Source organism: Xanthomonas sp. CFBP 8443 (assembly GCF_025666195.1).
Taxonomy (GTDB): Bacteria; Pseudomonadota; Gammaproteobacteria; order Xanthomonadales; family Xanthomonadaceae; genus Xanthomonas_A.
The window spans coordinates 892203-906754 of record NZ_CP102592.1 but is presented as its reverse complement, the minus strand read 5'-3'; the positions used below and the strand labels follow the sequence as shown (position 1 = coordinate 906754).

At 70.8% G+C, this 14552-nt stretch carries 12 protein-coding genes; 5 read left to right on the top strand and 7 right to left on the bottom strand.

The annotated features are described in order from the left end of the window. Positions 1-174: 174 nt before the first annotated feature. Together fabA and fabB are read left to right on the top strand one after the other, a co-directional pair. Entirely contained in the window at positions 175-690 is a 516-nt protein-coding gene (gene fabA, locus NUG20_RS03830) for a 3-hydroxyacyl-[acyl-carrier-protein] dehydratase FabA (protein WP_263397129.1), read from the top strand. Further along, on the top strand, positions 690-1898 hold the full coding sequence (gene fabB, locus NUG20_RS03825) for a beta-ketoacyl-ACP synthase I (protein WP_263397128.1): 1209 nt from the start codon (positions 690-692) through the stop codon (positions 1896-1898). Before fabA ends, fabB begins: the two co-directional genes overlap by 1 nt. Positions 1899-1952: 54 nt before the next feature. On the opposite strand, the gene NUG20_RS03820 is transcribed toward fabB, so the two are convergent. The 6 genes from NUG20_RS03820 to NUG20_RS03795 form a co-directional block, all read right to left on the bottom strand. Further along, positions 1953-2810, bottom strand: coding sequence for an SH3 domain-containing protein (locus NUG20_RS03820; protein ID WP_263397127.1), 858 nt, complete (start codon positions 2808-2810; stop codon positions 1953-1955). Between the two features lie 314 nt (positions 2811-3124). Continuing rightward, positions 3125-5149: a M3 family metallopeptidase gene (locus tag NUG20_RS03815; RefSeq protein WP_263397126.1), complete on the bottom strand. Its 2025-nt coding sequence runs from the start codon at positions 5147-5149 to the stop codon at positions 3125-3127. Between the two features lie 61 nt (positions 5150-5210). Next, positions 5211-6314 carry a PLP-dependent cysteine synthase family protein gene (locus NUG20_RS03810; RefSeq protein ID WP_263397125.1) on the bottom strand — a complete coding sequence of 368 codons (1104 nt, stop codon included), beginning with the start codon at positions 6312-6314 and terminating at the stop codon, positions 5211-5213. A gap of 153 nt (positions 6315-6467) precedes the next feature. Beyond that, positions 6468-6680 carry a heavy-metal-associated domain-containing protein gene (locus NUG20_RS03805; RefSeq protein WP_263397124.1) on the bottom strand — a complete coding sequence of 71 codons (213 nt, stop codon included), beginning with the start codon at positions 6678-6680 and terminating at the stop codon, positions 6468-6470. A 45-nt stretch (positions 6681-6725) separates the two neighbouring features. Continuing rightward, positions 6726-9179 (bottom strand): heavy metal translocating P-type ATPase, encoded by a 2454-nt coding sequence (locus tag NUG20_RS03800; protein ID WP_263397123.1) that lies wholly within the window; start codon positions 9177-9179, stop codon positions 6726-6728. Further along, complete coding sequence (locus NUG20_RS03795) at positions 9176-9619, bottom strand: heavy metal-responsive transcriptional regulator (protein ID WP_263397122.1); 444 nt, start codon at positions 9617-9619, stop codon at positions 9176-9178. The genes NUG20_RS03800 and NUG20_RS03795 overlap by 4 nt, the downstream gene beginning before the upstream one ends. A gap of 244 nt (positions 9620-9863) precedes the next feature. On the opposite strand from NUG20_RS03795, the gene NUG20_RS03790 reads away from it, so the two are divergent. The 3 genes from NUG20_RS03790 (at position 9864) to NUG20_RS03780 (ending at position 13519) form a co-directional block, all read left to right on the top strand. Beyond that, a complete protein-coding gene (locus NUG20_RS03790; protein WP_263397121.1) occupies positions 9864-10298 on the top strand; it encodes a CopL family metal-binding regulatory protein in 435 nt (144 codons plus the stop codon). A 111-nt stretch (positions 10299-10409) separates the two neighbouring features. Continuing rightward, complete coding sequence (locus tag NUG20_RS03785; protein ID WP_263397120.1) at positions 10410-12233, top strand: copper resistance system multicopper oxidase; 1824 nt, start codon at positions 10410-10412, stop codon at positions 12231-12233. Positions 12234-12604: 371 nt separating this feature from the next. After that, on the top strand, positions 12605-13519 hold the full coding sequence (locus NUG20_RS03780) for a copper resistance protein B (protein WP_317852741.1): 915 nt from the start codon (positions 12605-12607) through the stop codon (positions 13517-13519). Between the two features lie 257 nt (positions 13520-13776). On the opposite strand, the gene NUG20_RS03775 is transcribed toward NUG20_RS03780, so the two are convergent. Further along, complete coding sequence (locus NUG20_RS03775) at positions 13777-14250, bottom strand: hypothetical protein (RefSeq protein WP_263397118.1); 474 nt, start codon at positions 14248-14250, stop codon at positions 13777-13779. Positions 14251-14552: the final 302 nt, after the last annotated feature.

Here is a 14552-nt window from a genome sequence, read left to right as displayed (position 1 = left end):
GCATGATAAGCCAGGCTCGCGCATACGCCGAGAACGCATGCCTTGATTTCGCTCAGCGCGCCGCATTGCAGCACTGTCTACGCTACGCGTGCGTACGGATAAAACGTTTGATTGAAAGCGCGCACCTCGTGCACGCTTGCGCGCCTCGACCGTCTGCCCTGGGAATTTCTGCTCATGAGCCGCCTCACTTCGTATTCACGCGAACAACTTCTCGCCAGCGCCCGCGGCGAGCTGTTCGGCGCCGAGGCTGGACGCCTGCCCAACGATCCGATGCTGATGTTCGACCGCATCACCCACATCGACGATGCCGGCGGCGCGCACGGCAAGGGCACGGTCCGCGCCGAACTCGACGTGCGCCCGGACCTGTGGTTCTTCGGCTGCCACTTCATCGGTGACCCGGTGATGCCCGGCTGCCTGGGCCTGGATGCGATGTGGCAACTGACCGGCTTCTTTCTGACCTGGATCGGCGCACCGGGCCGCGGCCGCGCGCTGGGCGTGGGCGAAGTGAAGTTCACCGGGCAGGTGCTGCCGAGCGCCAAGCAGGTCGTCTACGAACTGGACATCAGCCGGGTCATCAATCGCAAGCTGGTGATGGCGGTGGCCGACGCGCGCATGTCGGTCGATGGCCGCGAGATCTACACCGCCAAGGATCTGCGCGTGGGCCTGTTCACCTCGACGGAGGCGTTCTGATGCGCCGCGTCGCGATCACCGGCATGGGCATCACCTCATGCCTGGGCAACGACCTGGATACGGTGTCGCGCGCGCTGCGCGACAGCCGCGCCGGCATCCGCGCCAATCCCGAGGCCGCCGAACACGGCCTGCGCAGCCAGGTCGCCGGCGACGTGCAGCTGGACCTGGAGGCGCTGATCGACCGCAAGCTCAAGCGCTTCATGGGCGATGCGTCGGCGTACGCCTACCTGGCGTTGCGCGACGCGATCGCCGACGCGGGCCTGGACGAGGCCGTGGTCAGCGACGTGCGCACCGGCCTGATCGCCGGTTCCGGCGGCGGCTCCAGCCACTGGCAGGTGGAAGCGGCGGACCTGCTGCGCAACCGCGGCGTGCGCAAGGTCGGCCCGTACATGGTGCCGCGCACCATGTGCTCGGCAGTCTCGGCCAGCCTGGCCACCGCGTTCAAGATCAAGGGCGTGAGCTATTCGCTGTCGGCGGCCTGCGCGACCTCGGCGCACTGCATCGGCGCGGCCGCGGACCTGATCCGCCACGGCCAGCAGGACGTGATGTTCGCCGGCGGCGGCGAGGAACTGGACTGGACCATGAGCCTGATGTTCGATGCGATGGGCGCGCTGTCCAGCGGCTTCAACGACCGCCCGGCGGTGGCCTCGCGTCCGTACGACGCCGAGCGCGACGGCTTCGTCATCGCCGGCGGCGGCGGCATGCTGGTGCTGGAAGACTACGAGCGCGCGGTGGCGCGCGGCGCGCGCATCCATGCCGAACTGCTCGGCTACGGCGTGACCTCCGACGGCGCCGACATGGTCGCCCCGTCCGGCGAGGGCGCGGTGCGCTGCATGCAGATGGCGATGCAGGGCGTGGACGCGCCGATCGACTACCTCAACACGCACGGCACCTCCACGCCGCTGGGCGACGTCACCGAACTGGGCGCGGTGCGCGAGGTGTTCGGCGACGCGGTGCCGCCGCTGTCCTCGACCAAGGCGCTGTCCGGGCATTCGCTGGGCGCGGCCAGCGTGCACGAGGCGATCTACTGCCTGCTGATGATGCGCGACGGTTTCATCGCCGGCTCGGCCAACATCGACGCGCTGGATCCGCGCGCCGAGGGTTTCCCGATCGTGCGCGAGAGCCGCGAGGCGAACCTGCGCACGGTGATGTCCAACAGCTTCGGCTTCGGCGGCACCAACGCCGCGCTGGTGTTCGGCAAGCGCTGAGCGGGGCTGCGCACGGCAGCGGCAGGCGTGTCCTGCCGCCGACCGCCGGCGACGTCAACGTTCCAGTTGCTTGCCGTCGCGGCGCTTGCTCTCGTCCTCGTCCTTGATCCGCTCTTTCCTGGGCGGCGGCGCGGATGGCGGTGGCGCGGGCGGTGGCGAAGCGGGCTTCGGTGGCGGTGGCGGTGGTGCCGGCGGCGGCGTGTGCTGCGCCGCCAGCACCACGGTCTCCGGCTTCGGCGGCCACCATGGCGAGGCGGACGGCGAGGATTGCGGGGGCTCGGTCGACTGGTGCACGGACTCGCGCCAACGCCGCTCGTCTTCATCGCGCCGCTGCTGCTCGGCCAGTTCCTTGTTGCGCTTGGGGTTGAGCGCATCCGGCGGCGGCGCCTGGTACATGCGCTCGCCCGGCGGCACCCATTGCGACTGCATCGGCGCCTCCACGGCGGGCGGCGCCGGCTGGTAGCCGAGCGTGTCGGCGATACGTTGCGGGATCAGCTGACGCTTGAGCGCCTCGGGCATCGGCGCCGGCGCAGAGGGCGACGCCTGCGCTTGCTGTCGCCAGCGTGCGCGGTCGCGCGCCCAGGGCCGGCCACGGTAGTGCGCATCCCAATAGGGATCGAGGGCGAACCCGATGGCCGGAGCGAAGACACCGTCGCGCGCGTCGAACTCGACCACGCCGGCCGGCAGCCATCCGCGCGCCTCGCGCCAGCGCACATCGCACCACGAAAAATCGTTGACGCATCCGTAGACGGTGATGCTGTCGCCGCCCACCACCGTGGCGACGCGCGGATAGTCGTTGGCCGGGCCTGCGCGCAGATTGGCGGCGCTGCGGGCGAACCCGCCGTTGCTCTGCGCCAGCACCGGCGCGACGGCGGCCAGCAACAGCGGTGCGATCCAGATGCAGCGTTTCATGCCCAACCTCCTGTGCCTGGCCGGCCCCGTGGCCGGGGTTTCTTCCATGGGCTCGTGAGAGCCATCGTGTTCGGCAATGTTCTAGCACGCCGACGCGCTAAGGACCTGTTAACCCGCTCGGGCCACGGTGCAACTAGGCGCATGCCGGCCGGAAGACAAGGAAGAAACTGCTGCCATCAGCCACCACGCGCACATGTGGCGCGTGCGCACCCAGACGGATCGGCGAATTGCTGCGCGCGAAAGGCGGATGCGTGCGCCAGCGCATTCGGCACATTGCCATCGCGCCGCATGGATAGCGGCGCGGTGGCGGGCGATCAGCCGGCCATGCCGCTGTGCCGCAGCAAGGCATCCAGCTCCGGCGCGCGGCCGCGGAACGCGGTGAAGTTCTCCAGCGCCGGACGGCTACCGCCGCGCGCCAGGATCTGCTGCAAGAACCGCGCACCGGTGGCGGCCAACTGGTCCGGCGCCTCCTCGAACGCGGCATAGGCGTCAGCGCTGAGCACTTCGGCCCACTTGTAGCTGTAGTAGCCGGCGCCGTAGCCGCCGGCGAAGATGTGGCTGAACTGGTGCGGGAAGCGGTTCCATGCCGGCGGCCGGTTCACCGCCACCTCGTCGCGCACGCGCTCGAGCAGTTGCAGCATGCTGTCGCCGGCGGCGTCGAAGCTGTGATGCAACTGCATGTCGAACAGCGCGAATTCCAGCTGGCGCACGGTGAACATGCCGCTCTGGTAGTTCTTCGCCGCGAGCATCTTGTCGAACAGCGCGCGCGGCAGCGGCTGCCCGCTGTCCACGTGCGCGGTCATCGCCTGCAGGCGCGGCCATTCCCAGCAGAAGTTCTCCATGAACTGGCTGGGCAGTTCCACCGCGTCCCATTCCACGCCGTTGATGCCGGCCACGCCGAGCTCGCCGACCTGGGTCAGCAACTGGTGCAGGCCGTGGCCCATTTCGTGGAACAGGGTGGTGACTTCGTTGTGGGTGAAGGTGGCCGGCTTGCCGTCGCCGCCGCGGCCGAAGTTGCACACCAGGTACACCAGCGGCGTCTGCACGCCGTCGGCGCGGTCGCGGCGGTTGCGGCAATCGTCCATCCAGGCGCCGCCGCGCTTGCCCTCGCGCGCGTACAGGTCCAGATAGAACTGCCCGACCAGGCGGCCCTGTGCGTCGCTGACGCGGAAGAAGCGCACGTCCGGATGCCACACCGGCGCGCTGTCCGCTTGCACCTGCAGGCCGTACAGGTCGTTGATGACGCCGAACAGGCCGTCCAGCACCTTCGGCTCGGTGAAGTACTGCTTCACTTCCTGCTCGGAGAAGCTGTAGCGCGCCTGCTTGAGCTTTTCGCTGGCGTAGGCCAGGTCCCAGGCCTGCAGCTCGTCCAGGCCCAGGTGCTCGCGGGCGTAGGCTTCCAGTTCGGCGCGGTCGCGCTGCGCGTACGGCTTGGCGCGCGCGGCGAGGTCGCGCAGGAAGCCCAGCACCTCGTCGGGGCTGCGCGCCATCTTGGTCGCCAGCGAATACTCGGCGTAGCTGGCGAAGCCGAGCAGGCCGGCCAACTCGCCGCGCAGCGCCAGGATGCGCTCGATCGCCGCGCTGTTGTCCAGCGCCGGGTCGCCGAACTCCGAGGCGCGGATCGCGTTGGCGCGGTACAGGGTCTCGCGCAGCGCGCGATCGTCGGCATACATCTGCACCGGCAGGTAGCACGGCATCTGCAGGGTCAGCTTCCAGCCGGGCTGGCCGTCCTTGTCGGCGGCCGCGCGCGCCGCGGCGACCACGTCCTCGGGCAGGCCGGCCAGGCGCGCGCGGTCGTCGACCAGCAGCGACCACGCATCGGTGGCGTCGAGCACGTTCTGCGAAAACTTCGCCGACAGCGCCGACAGTTCTTCCTGGATCGCGGCGAAACGCTGCTTGTCGGCATCGCCCAGTTCGGCGCCGCCCAGGCGGAAATCGCGCAGCGCGTTGTCCAGCACCTTGCGCCGCGCGGCGTCGTAGCCGGCGGCCTCGGGCGTGGCGGCCAGCGCGCGGTACTGCGCGAACAGCGCCAGGTTCTGCCCCAGCGCGCTGGAGAAACGCGTCACCTTGGGCAGGTTGGCGTTGTAGGCCTCGCGCAGCGCCGGCGTGTTGACCACGCCCTGCAGGTGGTTGACCTGGCCCCAGGCGCGCCACAGGCGCTCGGTGGCGTCGTCCAGCGGCGCCACGAAGCTGTCCCAGCGCAGCGGTGCGACCCGCTCGGCCTGGGCGACCGCCGCCTCGGCCTCGGCCAGCAGCGCATCGATCGCCGGGCCGACGTGCTCGGGCTGGATCGCATCGAAGCGCGGCAGGCCGGAAAAATCGAGCAGGGGGTTGGTCATCGCGGGACTCTCGGTAGCGGGGGAAGGGCCGGCACTGCCGGCCATCATCGGGATATGGCGATCAGGACAGCGCGGCGCAAGCCAGCGGCGGCAGTCCGGCGCCGGCCACCGCCGCGGCCAGCTGCGCGTCGGCCTGCTCCACGTCGATGCCGTGCTGGCGGTACCAGTCCGGCTGGTAGTAGCTGTGCCCGTAGCGCTCGCCGCTGTCGCACAGGATGGTGACGATGGAGCCGCTGCGGCCCTGCTCGCGCATCTGCGTGGCGGCCTGCAGCACGCCGACGAAATTGGTGCCGGTGGAGCCGCCCACGCGCCGCCCCAGGCGCGCGCTGACGTAGCGCATCGCCGCCAGGCTCAGCGCATCGGGCACCTTGACCATCGCATCGACGCAGCTGGGAATGAAGCTGGATTCCACCCGCGGACGGCCGATGCCCTCGATGCGCGAACCGCCGGTACTGGTCAGGCCGGCATAATCGCGTCCGGCCAGCGCCTCGCGGTAGCCGTCGAAGAACATCGACACCTCCGGATCGGCGCACAGGATGCGGGTGGCATGGCGGCGGTAGCGCACGTAGCGGCCGAGCGTGGCGGCGGTGCCGCCGGTGCCGGGGCTGCACACGATCCATTCGGGCACCGGATGCGGTTCTTCCTGCATCTGCCGGAAGATCGACTCGGCGATGTTGTTGTTGGCGCGCCAGTCGGTGGCGCGCTCGGCGTACAGGAACTGGTCCATGAAATGGCCGCCGCTTTCGCGCGCCAACTGCACCGAATCGGCGTGCAAGTCGCAGGCGCGCTCGACCAGGTGGCAGCGTCCGCCCTGGAACTCGATCGCGGCGATCTTCTCCGGCGAGGTCGTGGCCGGCATCACCGCGATGAACGGCAAGCCCAGCAGGCGCGCGAAATAGGCTTCGGATACCGCGGTGGAGCCGCTGGAGGCCTCGATCACCGGGCGCCCCTCGCGCAGCCAGCCGTTGGCCAGCGCGTACAGGAACAGCGAGCGCGCCAGGCGGTGCTTGAGGCTGCCGGTGGGATGGCTGGATTCGTCCTTGAAATACAGGTCGATGCCGGGGAAACCGGGCAGGTCCAGCGGGATCAGGTGGGTGTCGGCCGAGCGGTTGAAATCGGCTTCGATCTTCTGGATGGCGTTGGCCACCCAATCGCGAGGGGTCATGGCGGTGCGCAGGGCGGAAAAATCGTGCCCACGATACACGCCTGCCGATGTCCTTGGGTCGCGCCGCAGCGGCGCCGCGCGGCGACGTTCACTTGGTGGCGTGGCGTTTCGTGGGCGTGGTCGCGACCGGCTGAGCGGCGCTCACGCCGCCGCTCAGCGCGCCGCGACACCGAAGCCGGCGTCGGCGATGGCGCGCTCGATCGCCGCCGGGTCGATGCGGGCGTCGTCGTAGTCGACATCCACACGCCCGCCGTCCAGCACGATCTGCGCAGCGGCGACCCCGGCGCTGGCCTCCAGCACCCGTTTCAGCCGTGCCGCGCAGCCGCCGCAGGTCATGCCCTGGACTGTGAGTTGGAGATGACGCATTGCAGTGTCCTCGTTCGGAGTGGCGTTGTCACCGCGGCGCCGCGTTCACCGCGGCCGCCAGCGGTTCAGCAGCAGGGAATTGGCCAGCACCGAGACCGAACTCAGCGCCATCGCCGCGCCGGCGATCACCGGATTGAGCAGGCCGAACGCCGCCAACGGGATGCCGAGCACGTTGTAGACGAAAGCGAAGAACAGGTTCTGGCGGATCTTGCGCAAGGTCGCCGCGGACAGGTCGATGGCGGTGGCCACGTCGTCCAAGTCGCCGTGCACCAGCACCACGTCGGCCGCTTCCACCGCGATGTCCGAGCCGGCGCCGATCGCGAAGCTGACGTCGGCCGCGGCCAGCGCCGGCGCGTCGTTGATGCCATCGCCGACCATGCCCACGTGCGCGCCGCGCTCGGCCTGCAGGCGCCGCACTTCCTCGGCCTTGTGCTGCGGCAGCACTTCGGCCAGCACCCGCTGGATGCCGACCTGCGCGGCCACCGCCCGCGCGACATGGCGGTTGTCGCCGGTCAGCATCGCCACGTCGATGCCGCGCGCCTTGAGCCGGGCGACCGCTGCGGCTACACCGTCGCGCAACGGATCGGCGATGGCGATGTAGCCAGCAAACTGGCCGTCTACCGCCACGGCGACCACGCTCTGTCCGCGCGACTGCGCCGCGTCCGCGCGCTGCAGCAGGGCCGCGTCCGGCGCCTGCACGGCCAGTTCCTGGATCCACGCCAGCGAGCCCAGCGCCACCTCGCGCGCATCGACGCGGCCGCGCACGCCCTTGCCGGGCAGCGTCTCCACCGCCTCCAGCCGCGGCGCAGGCGCCGGCCCGCGCACGCCGTCGTCGGCGGCACGGCGCACGATCGCCTGCGCCAGCGGGTGCGCCGACCCAGTCTCCAGCGCCGCAGCCAGGCGCAGCAGTGCGGTGGCGTCGCCGCCCTCCGCCACGCCGGTCGCGATCACCTGCGGCCGGCCTTCGGTCAGGGTGCCGGTCTTGTCCACCACCAGCGTGGTCAGCGTGCGCGCGCGCTCAAGCACCTCGGCGTTGCGGATCAGGATGCCGGCCCTGGCGCCCACGCCGGTGCCGACCATGATCGCGGTCGGCGTGGCCAGGCCCAGCGCGCACGGGCAGGCGATCACCAGCACCGCCACCGCATGCACCAGCGCGGTGGCGAAGCTGCCGCTCAGCGCCCAGGTCGCGGCCAGGGTCAGCGCGGCGATCGCGATCACCGCCGGCACGAAGATCCCGGCGATGCGGTCGACCAGATGCTGCACCGGCGCCTTGGAGCCCTGCGCCGCGTCGACCATGCGCACGATCTGCGCCAGCAGGGTATCGGCGCCGACGCCGGTGGCGCGCGCGCGCAGCATGCCGAACTGGTTCACGGTGGCCGCGAACAGGCGGCTGCCCGGCTCCTTGGCCACCGGCATCGCCTCGCCCGACAGCATCGCCTCGTCCACGCTGGAGCGGCCGTCGAGCACCTCGCCGTCCACCGGCACGCGCTCGCCGGCGGCGACCACGAACACGTCGCCGACGACCAGCGCGGCGGCATCGATTTCCACGATCGCGCCATCGCGCTCGACCCTAGCGGTCTTCGGCTTGAGGTCGAGCAAGGCGCGGATCGCCGAGGAGGTCCTGCGCCTGGCGCGCGCCTCGAGCAGGCGCCCGAGCAGGATCAGGGTGATGATCGAGGCGCTGGCCTCGAAGTACACGTGCTGCCCGGCCAGGCCGAACAGGGTGACCGCGGCACTGTACAGATAGGCCATGCTGGTGCCGAGCGCGACCAGCACGTCCATGTTGGCACGGCCGTTGCGCAAGGCCGCGAACCCGGCGCGGTAGAAGCGCGCGCCGATCCAGAACTGCACCGGCGTGGCCAGCAGCAGCTGCAGCCAACGCGGCAACGGCTCGGCATGCTGGCCGCCGAGGGCATGGTCGATACCGGAGAGGTCGAACATGCCGAACATCTGCGCGAACAACGGCAAGGTCAGCAGCACCGACGCAGCGAACAGGCCCAGCTCGCGCTGCCAGGCGCGGCGCTCGGCCTGTTCGCGCGCGGCCATCTGCGCCTGGTCCAGCTCGCGCACCGCGCTGGCGCCGAAGCCGGCCTGGCCGATCCGCGCGATCAGGTCGACCGGCTCGACCACGCCGGCCACGTACTCCACGCGCGCGCGCGCCGAGGCCAGGTTGACCGTGCCGGCGATCACCCCGGGCGTCTTCGCCAGTACCGCTTCGATCGAAGCGGCGCAGGACGCGCAGCTCATGCCGCTCAGTTCCAGCGTCGCGGTCTGTGTCGGCACCGCATAGCCGGCCTGGCCGATGCGCTGCAGCAGGGTCTGCGCATCCACCTGCTGCGGGTCGTAGTCCAGGCGCACGCGCGCGGTGGCGAAGTTGGCCTGGGCGCTGACCCCGGGCAACTGGTTGAGCGCCTGCTCCAGGCCCACGGCGCACGACGCGCAGCTCATGCCCTGTACCGGCAGGCTCAGCGTGGCGGTGCCGGCGACTGCGGTGTTCACGGCTGCACCTTGCCTGGCGCCGCGTCGCCGCGGATGTCGCTGAGGATCGGGCAACGCTCGGGTTCGCCGCTGCCCGGGCATTCCTCCACCAGTGCGGCCAGCGCGTTGCGCATCTCGGTCAGTTGCGCGATGCGCCGGTCCAGTTCGTGCAGGCGCTCGTTTGCGCGCTGCCTGATGCCCTGCACGCCATGCACGCGGTCGTCCTGCAGCGCGAGCAGGTCGCCGATCTCCTCCAGCGAAAATCCCAGCTCCTTGGCGCGGCGGATGAAGCGCACCCGCTCCACCGCGGCGGCATCGTAGTCGCGGTAGCCGGACGCGCGCCGCGGCGGCGCCGGCAGCAGGCCCTGGCGCTCGTAGTAACGGACCGTGTCGATGGCGACGTCGGCCTGGCGCGCGAGCGCGCCGATGGTGAAGTGGGACGGAGTGGCAACCGGTTTCATGCGTCCAAGCTACTCCCTGGACGTCGGTCCAGGGTCAAGCCATTGTCGGCGTGGCGCGCACGTCGTTCATTGGCCGCTCACGCTGCAACGAAATCCAGGTCCGCCAAGCGTTTGCCGGAGTGCAGGCGCGCCCTGGACCCGGCTCCAGGGTGCGGCCGTAGCGAGCGGCCAGCGCGCGCCGGCGCTTGCCCGCAGCGATCACTCCAGTATTCTCTGGGCATCCTCCGCGCGCCTTTCGTGTTCCGTGCCGATCTTCGCCCTGCTGACCCGCCTGCTGCTGTGCCTGAGCCTGTTGCTCAATGGCGCCGGCAGTGCCGTGGCGATGCCGGGGGTACACGGCACGGCCGACGCGGCGCCAGGCGCGGACCATGCCATGGCGCATGCGCACGCCGGCAAGCACATGCAGGCCGTGCAGGTCGCCCGCGCGACGATGCCCTGTCATGAGGGCATGCCGCCGCAGGCCGACGAGCACGGCGACGATTGCCACGACAAGGCCGGCAAGCACGGCTGCTGCGGCACCGCGGCAGGCTGCCAGTGCCCGCATGCGCAGCCGTTGCCGGCGCTGATCGCGCTGCCGTCGGCCCTGCCCGTCGCCGCGCAGGGCGGGTTTCCAGGCGACCATCAGGATGGCCGCGGCGCGCCGGGCCTGCCGCGGCTGGAGCGACCTCCCAGCGCCTGATCGCGACGCTGCCGCCCTTCCGGGTGGCGCCACTGCGGCCGCGCTTCCGCGCGCCGTCGTTTCCGCGCATGCACCGCTCAGGCGGTCGCGCATCGCATCGAGGCTTGCATCATGAAATCACCTTCCTCCGGCCTGCCGGCCCTGCCGTCGCGGCGCCGTTTCGTCACCGGTCTGGCACTGGGCGCTGCCGCCGGCCTCGGCGGCCTGTCGCTGCGCCCGGCGCAGGCCGCGGCGCTGGCCCGCAACGGCGCCGTGCCCTACCAGCTGCACGGCACCGATTTCGACCTGAGCATCGGCAGCGCACGGGTCAACTTCACCGGACGCGAGCGCCCGGCCATCACCGTCAACGGCAGCGTGCCCGCGCCGATCCTGCGCTGGCGCGAAGGCGACACGGTCGATGTGCGCGTCGCCAACCGCCTGCCCGGGCAGGCGCAGACCTCCGTGCACTGGCACGGCATCCTGCTGCCGGCCAACATGGACGGCGTGCCCGGCATGAGTTTCGACGGCATCTACCCCGGCGAGACCTACCGCTACCGTTTCACCCTGCGCCAGTCCGGCACCTACTGGTACCACAGCCATTCGCTGCACCAGGAGCAGGCCGGCCTGTACGGCGCCATCGTCATCGATCCGCTGCAGCCGCCGCCGTACCGCTACGACCGCGAGCACGTGCTGCTGCTGTCGGACTGGACCGACCTGGACCCGGCGGCGCTGTTCCGGCGGCTGAAGAAGATGCCGTCCTACGACAACACCTACCAGCGCACCGTCGCCGACTTCCTGCGCGACGCGCGCGAAGACGGACTGCGCGCCACCCTCGCCGATCGCGGCATGTGGGGCCGCATGCGGATGACCCCGAGCGATCTGTCCGACGTCAACGCCAACACCTACACCTACCTGCTCAACGGCGTCGCCCCGGACGGCAACTGGACCGGCGAATTCCGTCCCGGCGAAAAGATCCTGCTGCGCCTGATCAACGCCTCCAGCATGACCTACTTCGACGTGCGCATTCCCGGGCTGAAGATGACCGTGGTCGCCGCCGACGGCCAGTACGTGCACCCGGTGAGCGTGGACGAACTGCGCATCGCTGCCGCCGAAACCTACGACGTGCTGGTCGAGCCCAGCGGCCAGGACGCCTACACGGTGTTCGCCCAGGACATGGGCCGCACCGGCTACGCGCGCGGCACCCTGGCGGTGCGCCAGGGACTGCAGGCGCCGGTGCCGGCGAACGATCCGCGGCCGCTGCTGCGCATGCAGGACATGGGCCACGACATGGGCGGACATGCCGGCATGGACCACGGCGGCGGCGCGCCGATGCAAGGCATACAGGACGGTAGCGGCGCCAGCATGGGCATGGCCGGCATGGAGCATGCCGCGATGGACCACGGCGCTCATGCGGCCGCCGGCGCCAGCACCCCGCCCGCGCACCCGGTCAGCGAGCGAAGCAATCCGCTGGTGGACATGCAGTCCTCCGCCACCGCGCCGAAACTGGACGACCCGGGCATCGGCCTGCGCGGCAACGGCCGCCGCGTATTGACCTACGCCGACCTGCACAGCCTGTTCGAGGACCCCGACGGCCGCGAGCCGGGGCGCGAGATCGAACTGCACCTGACCGGCAACATGGAGAAGTTCGCCTGGTCGTTCGACGGCATCCCGTTCGCCAGCGCCGAGCCGCTGCGGCTGAACTACGGCGAGCGCCTGCGCATCGTGCTGGTCAACGACACGATGATGCAGCACCCGATCCACCTGCACGGCATGTGGAGCGACGTGGAGGACGCCGCAGGCCGGTTCCAGGTGCGCAAGCACACCGTGGACATGCCGCCCGGCACGCGCCGCAGCTACCGCGTGCGCGCCGATGCGCTGGGCCGCTGGGCCTACCACTGCCATCTGCTGTACCACATGGACGGCGGCATGATGCGCGAAGTGCGGGTGGACGCATGAACGCCGCACCGCTCGCCACGCTCGCGCAGGCCATCGGTCTGGCGCTGCTGTTCGCGCATGGCGCTGCGCATGCCCAGCATCTGCATGCCACTGCAAGCGATGCCGACCCGGCCGCGGCCGCTCCCACAGCCGCCGCTGCGCCTGCGTCTGCATCGTGCGAGTGCCCGCCACCCGACGACCGGACACTCATGCACACCCCGCCGCCGCCCGCTGCCGCCGGCAACGCTGACGCAGCGATGGCCCATGCCGGCATGGACCATGCCGCGATGGACCATGTCGCACACACCGACGCTGCGCCGGTCACCCCGACGGCGAGCGATGGCGGCGTGCGGCACGTGGGCATGGACCACGCAGCGCATGGCGCCCACGCCATGCCGAACGCCGCGGGCATGCAGCACATGGGCATGGACCACGCCACGATGGAGCACGGCACGCCAAGCACGCCGCACGCCGATCACGCCATGCACGACCCTGCCGACCACGCCCGGAGGCCGCACGCCGCTGCCGCAGCGGCGGCTGCAACGCCGCCAGCCGCGGCATGCACCTGCACGGGTGCGCCCGCTGCGGCCCTGCCGCGCGAGCCGATCCCGCCGCTCACCGACGCCGACCGCGCCGCGGCATTCCCGACCCTGCGCGCACACACCATGCAGCACGGCTCGGCGCGCACCGGCTACCTGCTGTTCGATCGACTGGAAGGCTGGGACGCCGACCACGGCGGCGGCCAGGCCTGGGAGGCCAGCGCCTGGTATGGCGGCGACATCGATCGGCTGTGGCTGCGCAGCGAAGGCGAGCGCAGCGGCGGCCGCACCGAAGCGGCGGACCTGGAGGCGCTGTATGGCCACGCGGTGTCGCCCTGGTGGGATCTGCTGGTCGGAGTCAAACAGGATTTCGCCCCGGGCGACGCGCGCACCTCGGCCGCGTTCGGCGTGCAGGGTATGGCGCCGTACAAGTTCGAAGTCGCCGCCACGCTGTACGTCGGCGAAGGCGGCAGCGCCAGCGCCCGCCTGGAAGGCGAATACGACGTGCTGCTGAGCAATCGCTGGATCCTGCAGCCGCGGCTGGAAGCGGAGGCGGCGTTCGCCGACGATCGCGCACACGGCGTCGGCAGCGGCCTGTCCACGCTGGAAGCCGGATTGCGCCTGCGCTACGAGATCAGCCGCCGCTTTGCGCCGTATCTCGGCGTGGTCCACGAGCGCGCCTTCGGTGCGACCGCGGACTATCGGCGCGAGGCGGGAGAGGCCGCACGCGACACGCGTGTGGTGGCGGGCGTGCGGGTCTGGTTCTGAGGCTGCAGAGCGAGCATTCCGGTTCGGCACCCTCCCAACGTCAGCGAAACACTGCAAGAAAGCACCACTGTGGGAGCGACTTCAGTCGCGACGGGCATTACCGGTAAAGCCCGTCGCGACTGAAGTCGCTCCCACATGGATCAGCGCAGGCGTTCGCATCGCTGTCATCGCGCCGCAAACCACCATTGAGCGCAGCGCCATGCCGAGCGGGGTTCAACCGCCAAGGCTACCTATGCGGCAAGCAGTGGCGCCGCCCTTCAGGCGCGCAGCGAACCGCCCTCCCCGATCCGCCACTCGCGCGGCGGCCGCAACGCGCCCAGCGTGCGCACCAGTTCCTGATAGCTGCGCGCCAGTTGCCCGAACAATCCGGCATCGCTGGCGCGGGTTTCGGCGACCTCGTAGTAGGCGCCACGGCCCAGGTCGATGAAGTAGTCGACGCTGACCCGGCGCCGCGCGGCCACGCCGGGAAACAGCCCGGCGATCAGCAGGCATCCGTCGCCGACCTCGCGCAGCGCGTCGGCGCGGGCGCGCCCGACCTGCTCCTGCGCATGCAGCCAGGCCAGCGCCTGGGTGCGCGACAGCAGATGCCCGTCGGCCTGGTAGCGCAGCAGCACGAACACCAGATAGCTCTCGCGCGACTCGTCCAGCGGACGGCCCAGCCGCTGCCCTGCCTCGTGCACCAGCGCCTGCCACAGTTCGGCCGGCGCCCCCTGTCTGAAAGACTCGTACATACGTCCTCCTGCGTGGTGGGAACCCTCGCGAAAGCTTATGCATAAGCTGGGCCACTGCGTTGGCAGCCGGCCGCGGCGGCTGCCAATCCGGCGTGCGTGGGTGCGCGGCGAACCACGGAAGCCTGCTACGCGGATGCCGCGCAACGCGGCAATCACCGACATGCGTGCGTGGAACCGGTGCGACATGCACCGACAACCAGCGGCGATCCGGCACCGAAGAGGCTCGCGACCGCAAAACAATGTCACATGGCGCCAGCATGTTGACCAGCACCGCTCCGCTACACGCGCCATGCCGGCACCGT

Coding starts and splice junctions, on each gene's coding strand:
- NUG20_RS03780 (WP_317852741.1), top strand. CDS start 12,605: ATGCCGAACGCCGCGGGCATGCAGCACATGGGCATGGACCACGCCACG.
- NUG20_RS03815 (WP_263397126.1), bottom strand. CDS start 5,149: ATGACCAACCCCCTGCTCGATTTTTCCGGCCTGCCGCGCTTCGATGCG.
- NUG20_RS03805 (WP_263397124.1), bottom strand. CDS start 6,680: ATGCGTCATCTCCAACTCACAGTCCAGGGCATGACCTGCGGCGGCTGC.
- NUG20_RS03775 (WP_263397118.1), bottom strand. CDS start 14,250: ATGTACGAGTCTTTCAGACAGGGGGCGCCGGCCGAACTGTGGCAGGCG.
- fabB (WP_263397128.1), top strand. CDS start 690: ATGCGCCGCGTCGCGATCACCGGCATGGGCATCACCTCATGCCTGGGC.
- NUG20_RS03785 (WP_263397120.1), top strand. CDS start 10,410: ATGAAATCACCTTCCTCCGGCCTGCCGGCCCTGCCGTCGCGGCGCCGT.
- NUG20_RS03810 (WP_263397125.1), bottom strand. CDS start 6,314: ATGACCCCTCGCGATTGGGTGGCCAACGCCATCCAGAAGATCGAAGCC.
- NUG20_RS03820 (WP_263397127.1), bottom strand. CDS start 2,810: ATGAAACGCTGCATCTGGATCGCACCGCTGTTGCTGGCCGCCGTCGCG.
- NUG20_RS03795 (WP_263397122.1), bottom strand. CDS start 9,619: ATGAAACCGGTTGCCACTCCGTCCCACTTCACCATCGGCGCGCTCGCG.
- fabA (WP_263397129.1), top strand. CDS start 175: ATGAGCCGCCTCACTTCGTATTCACGCGAACAACTTCTCGCCAGCGCC.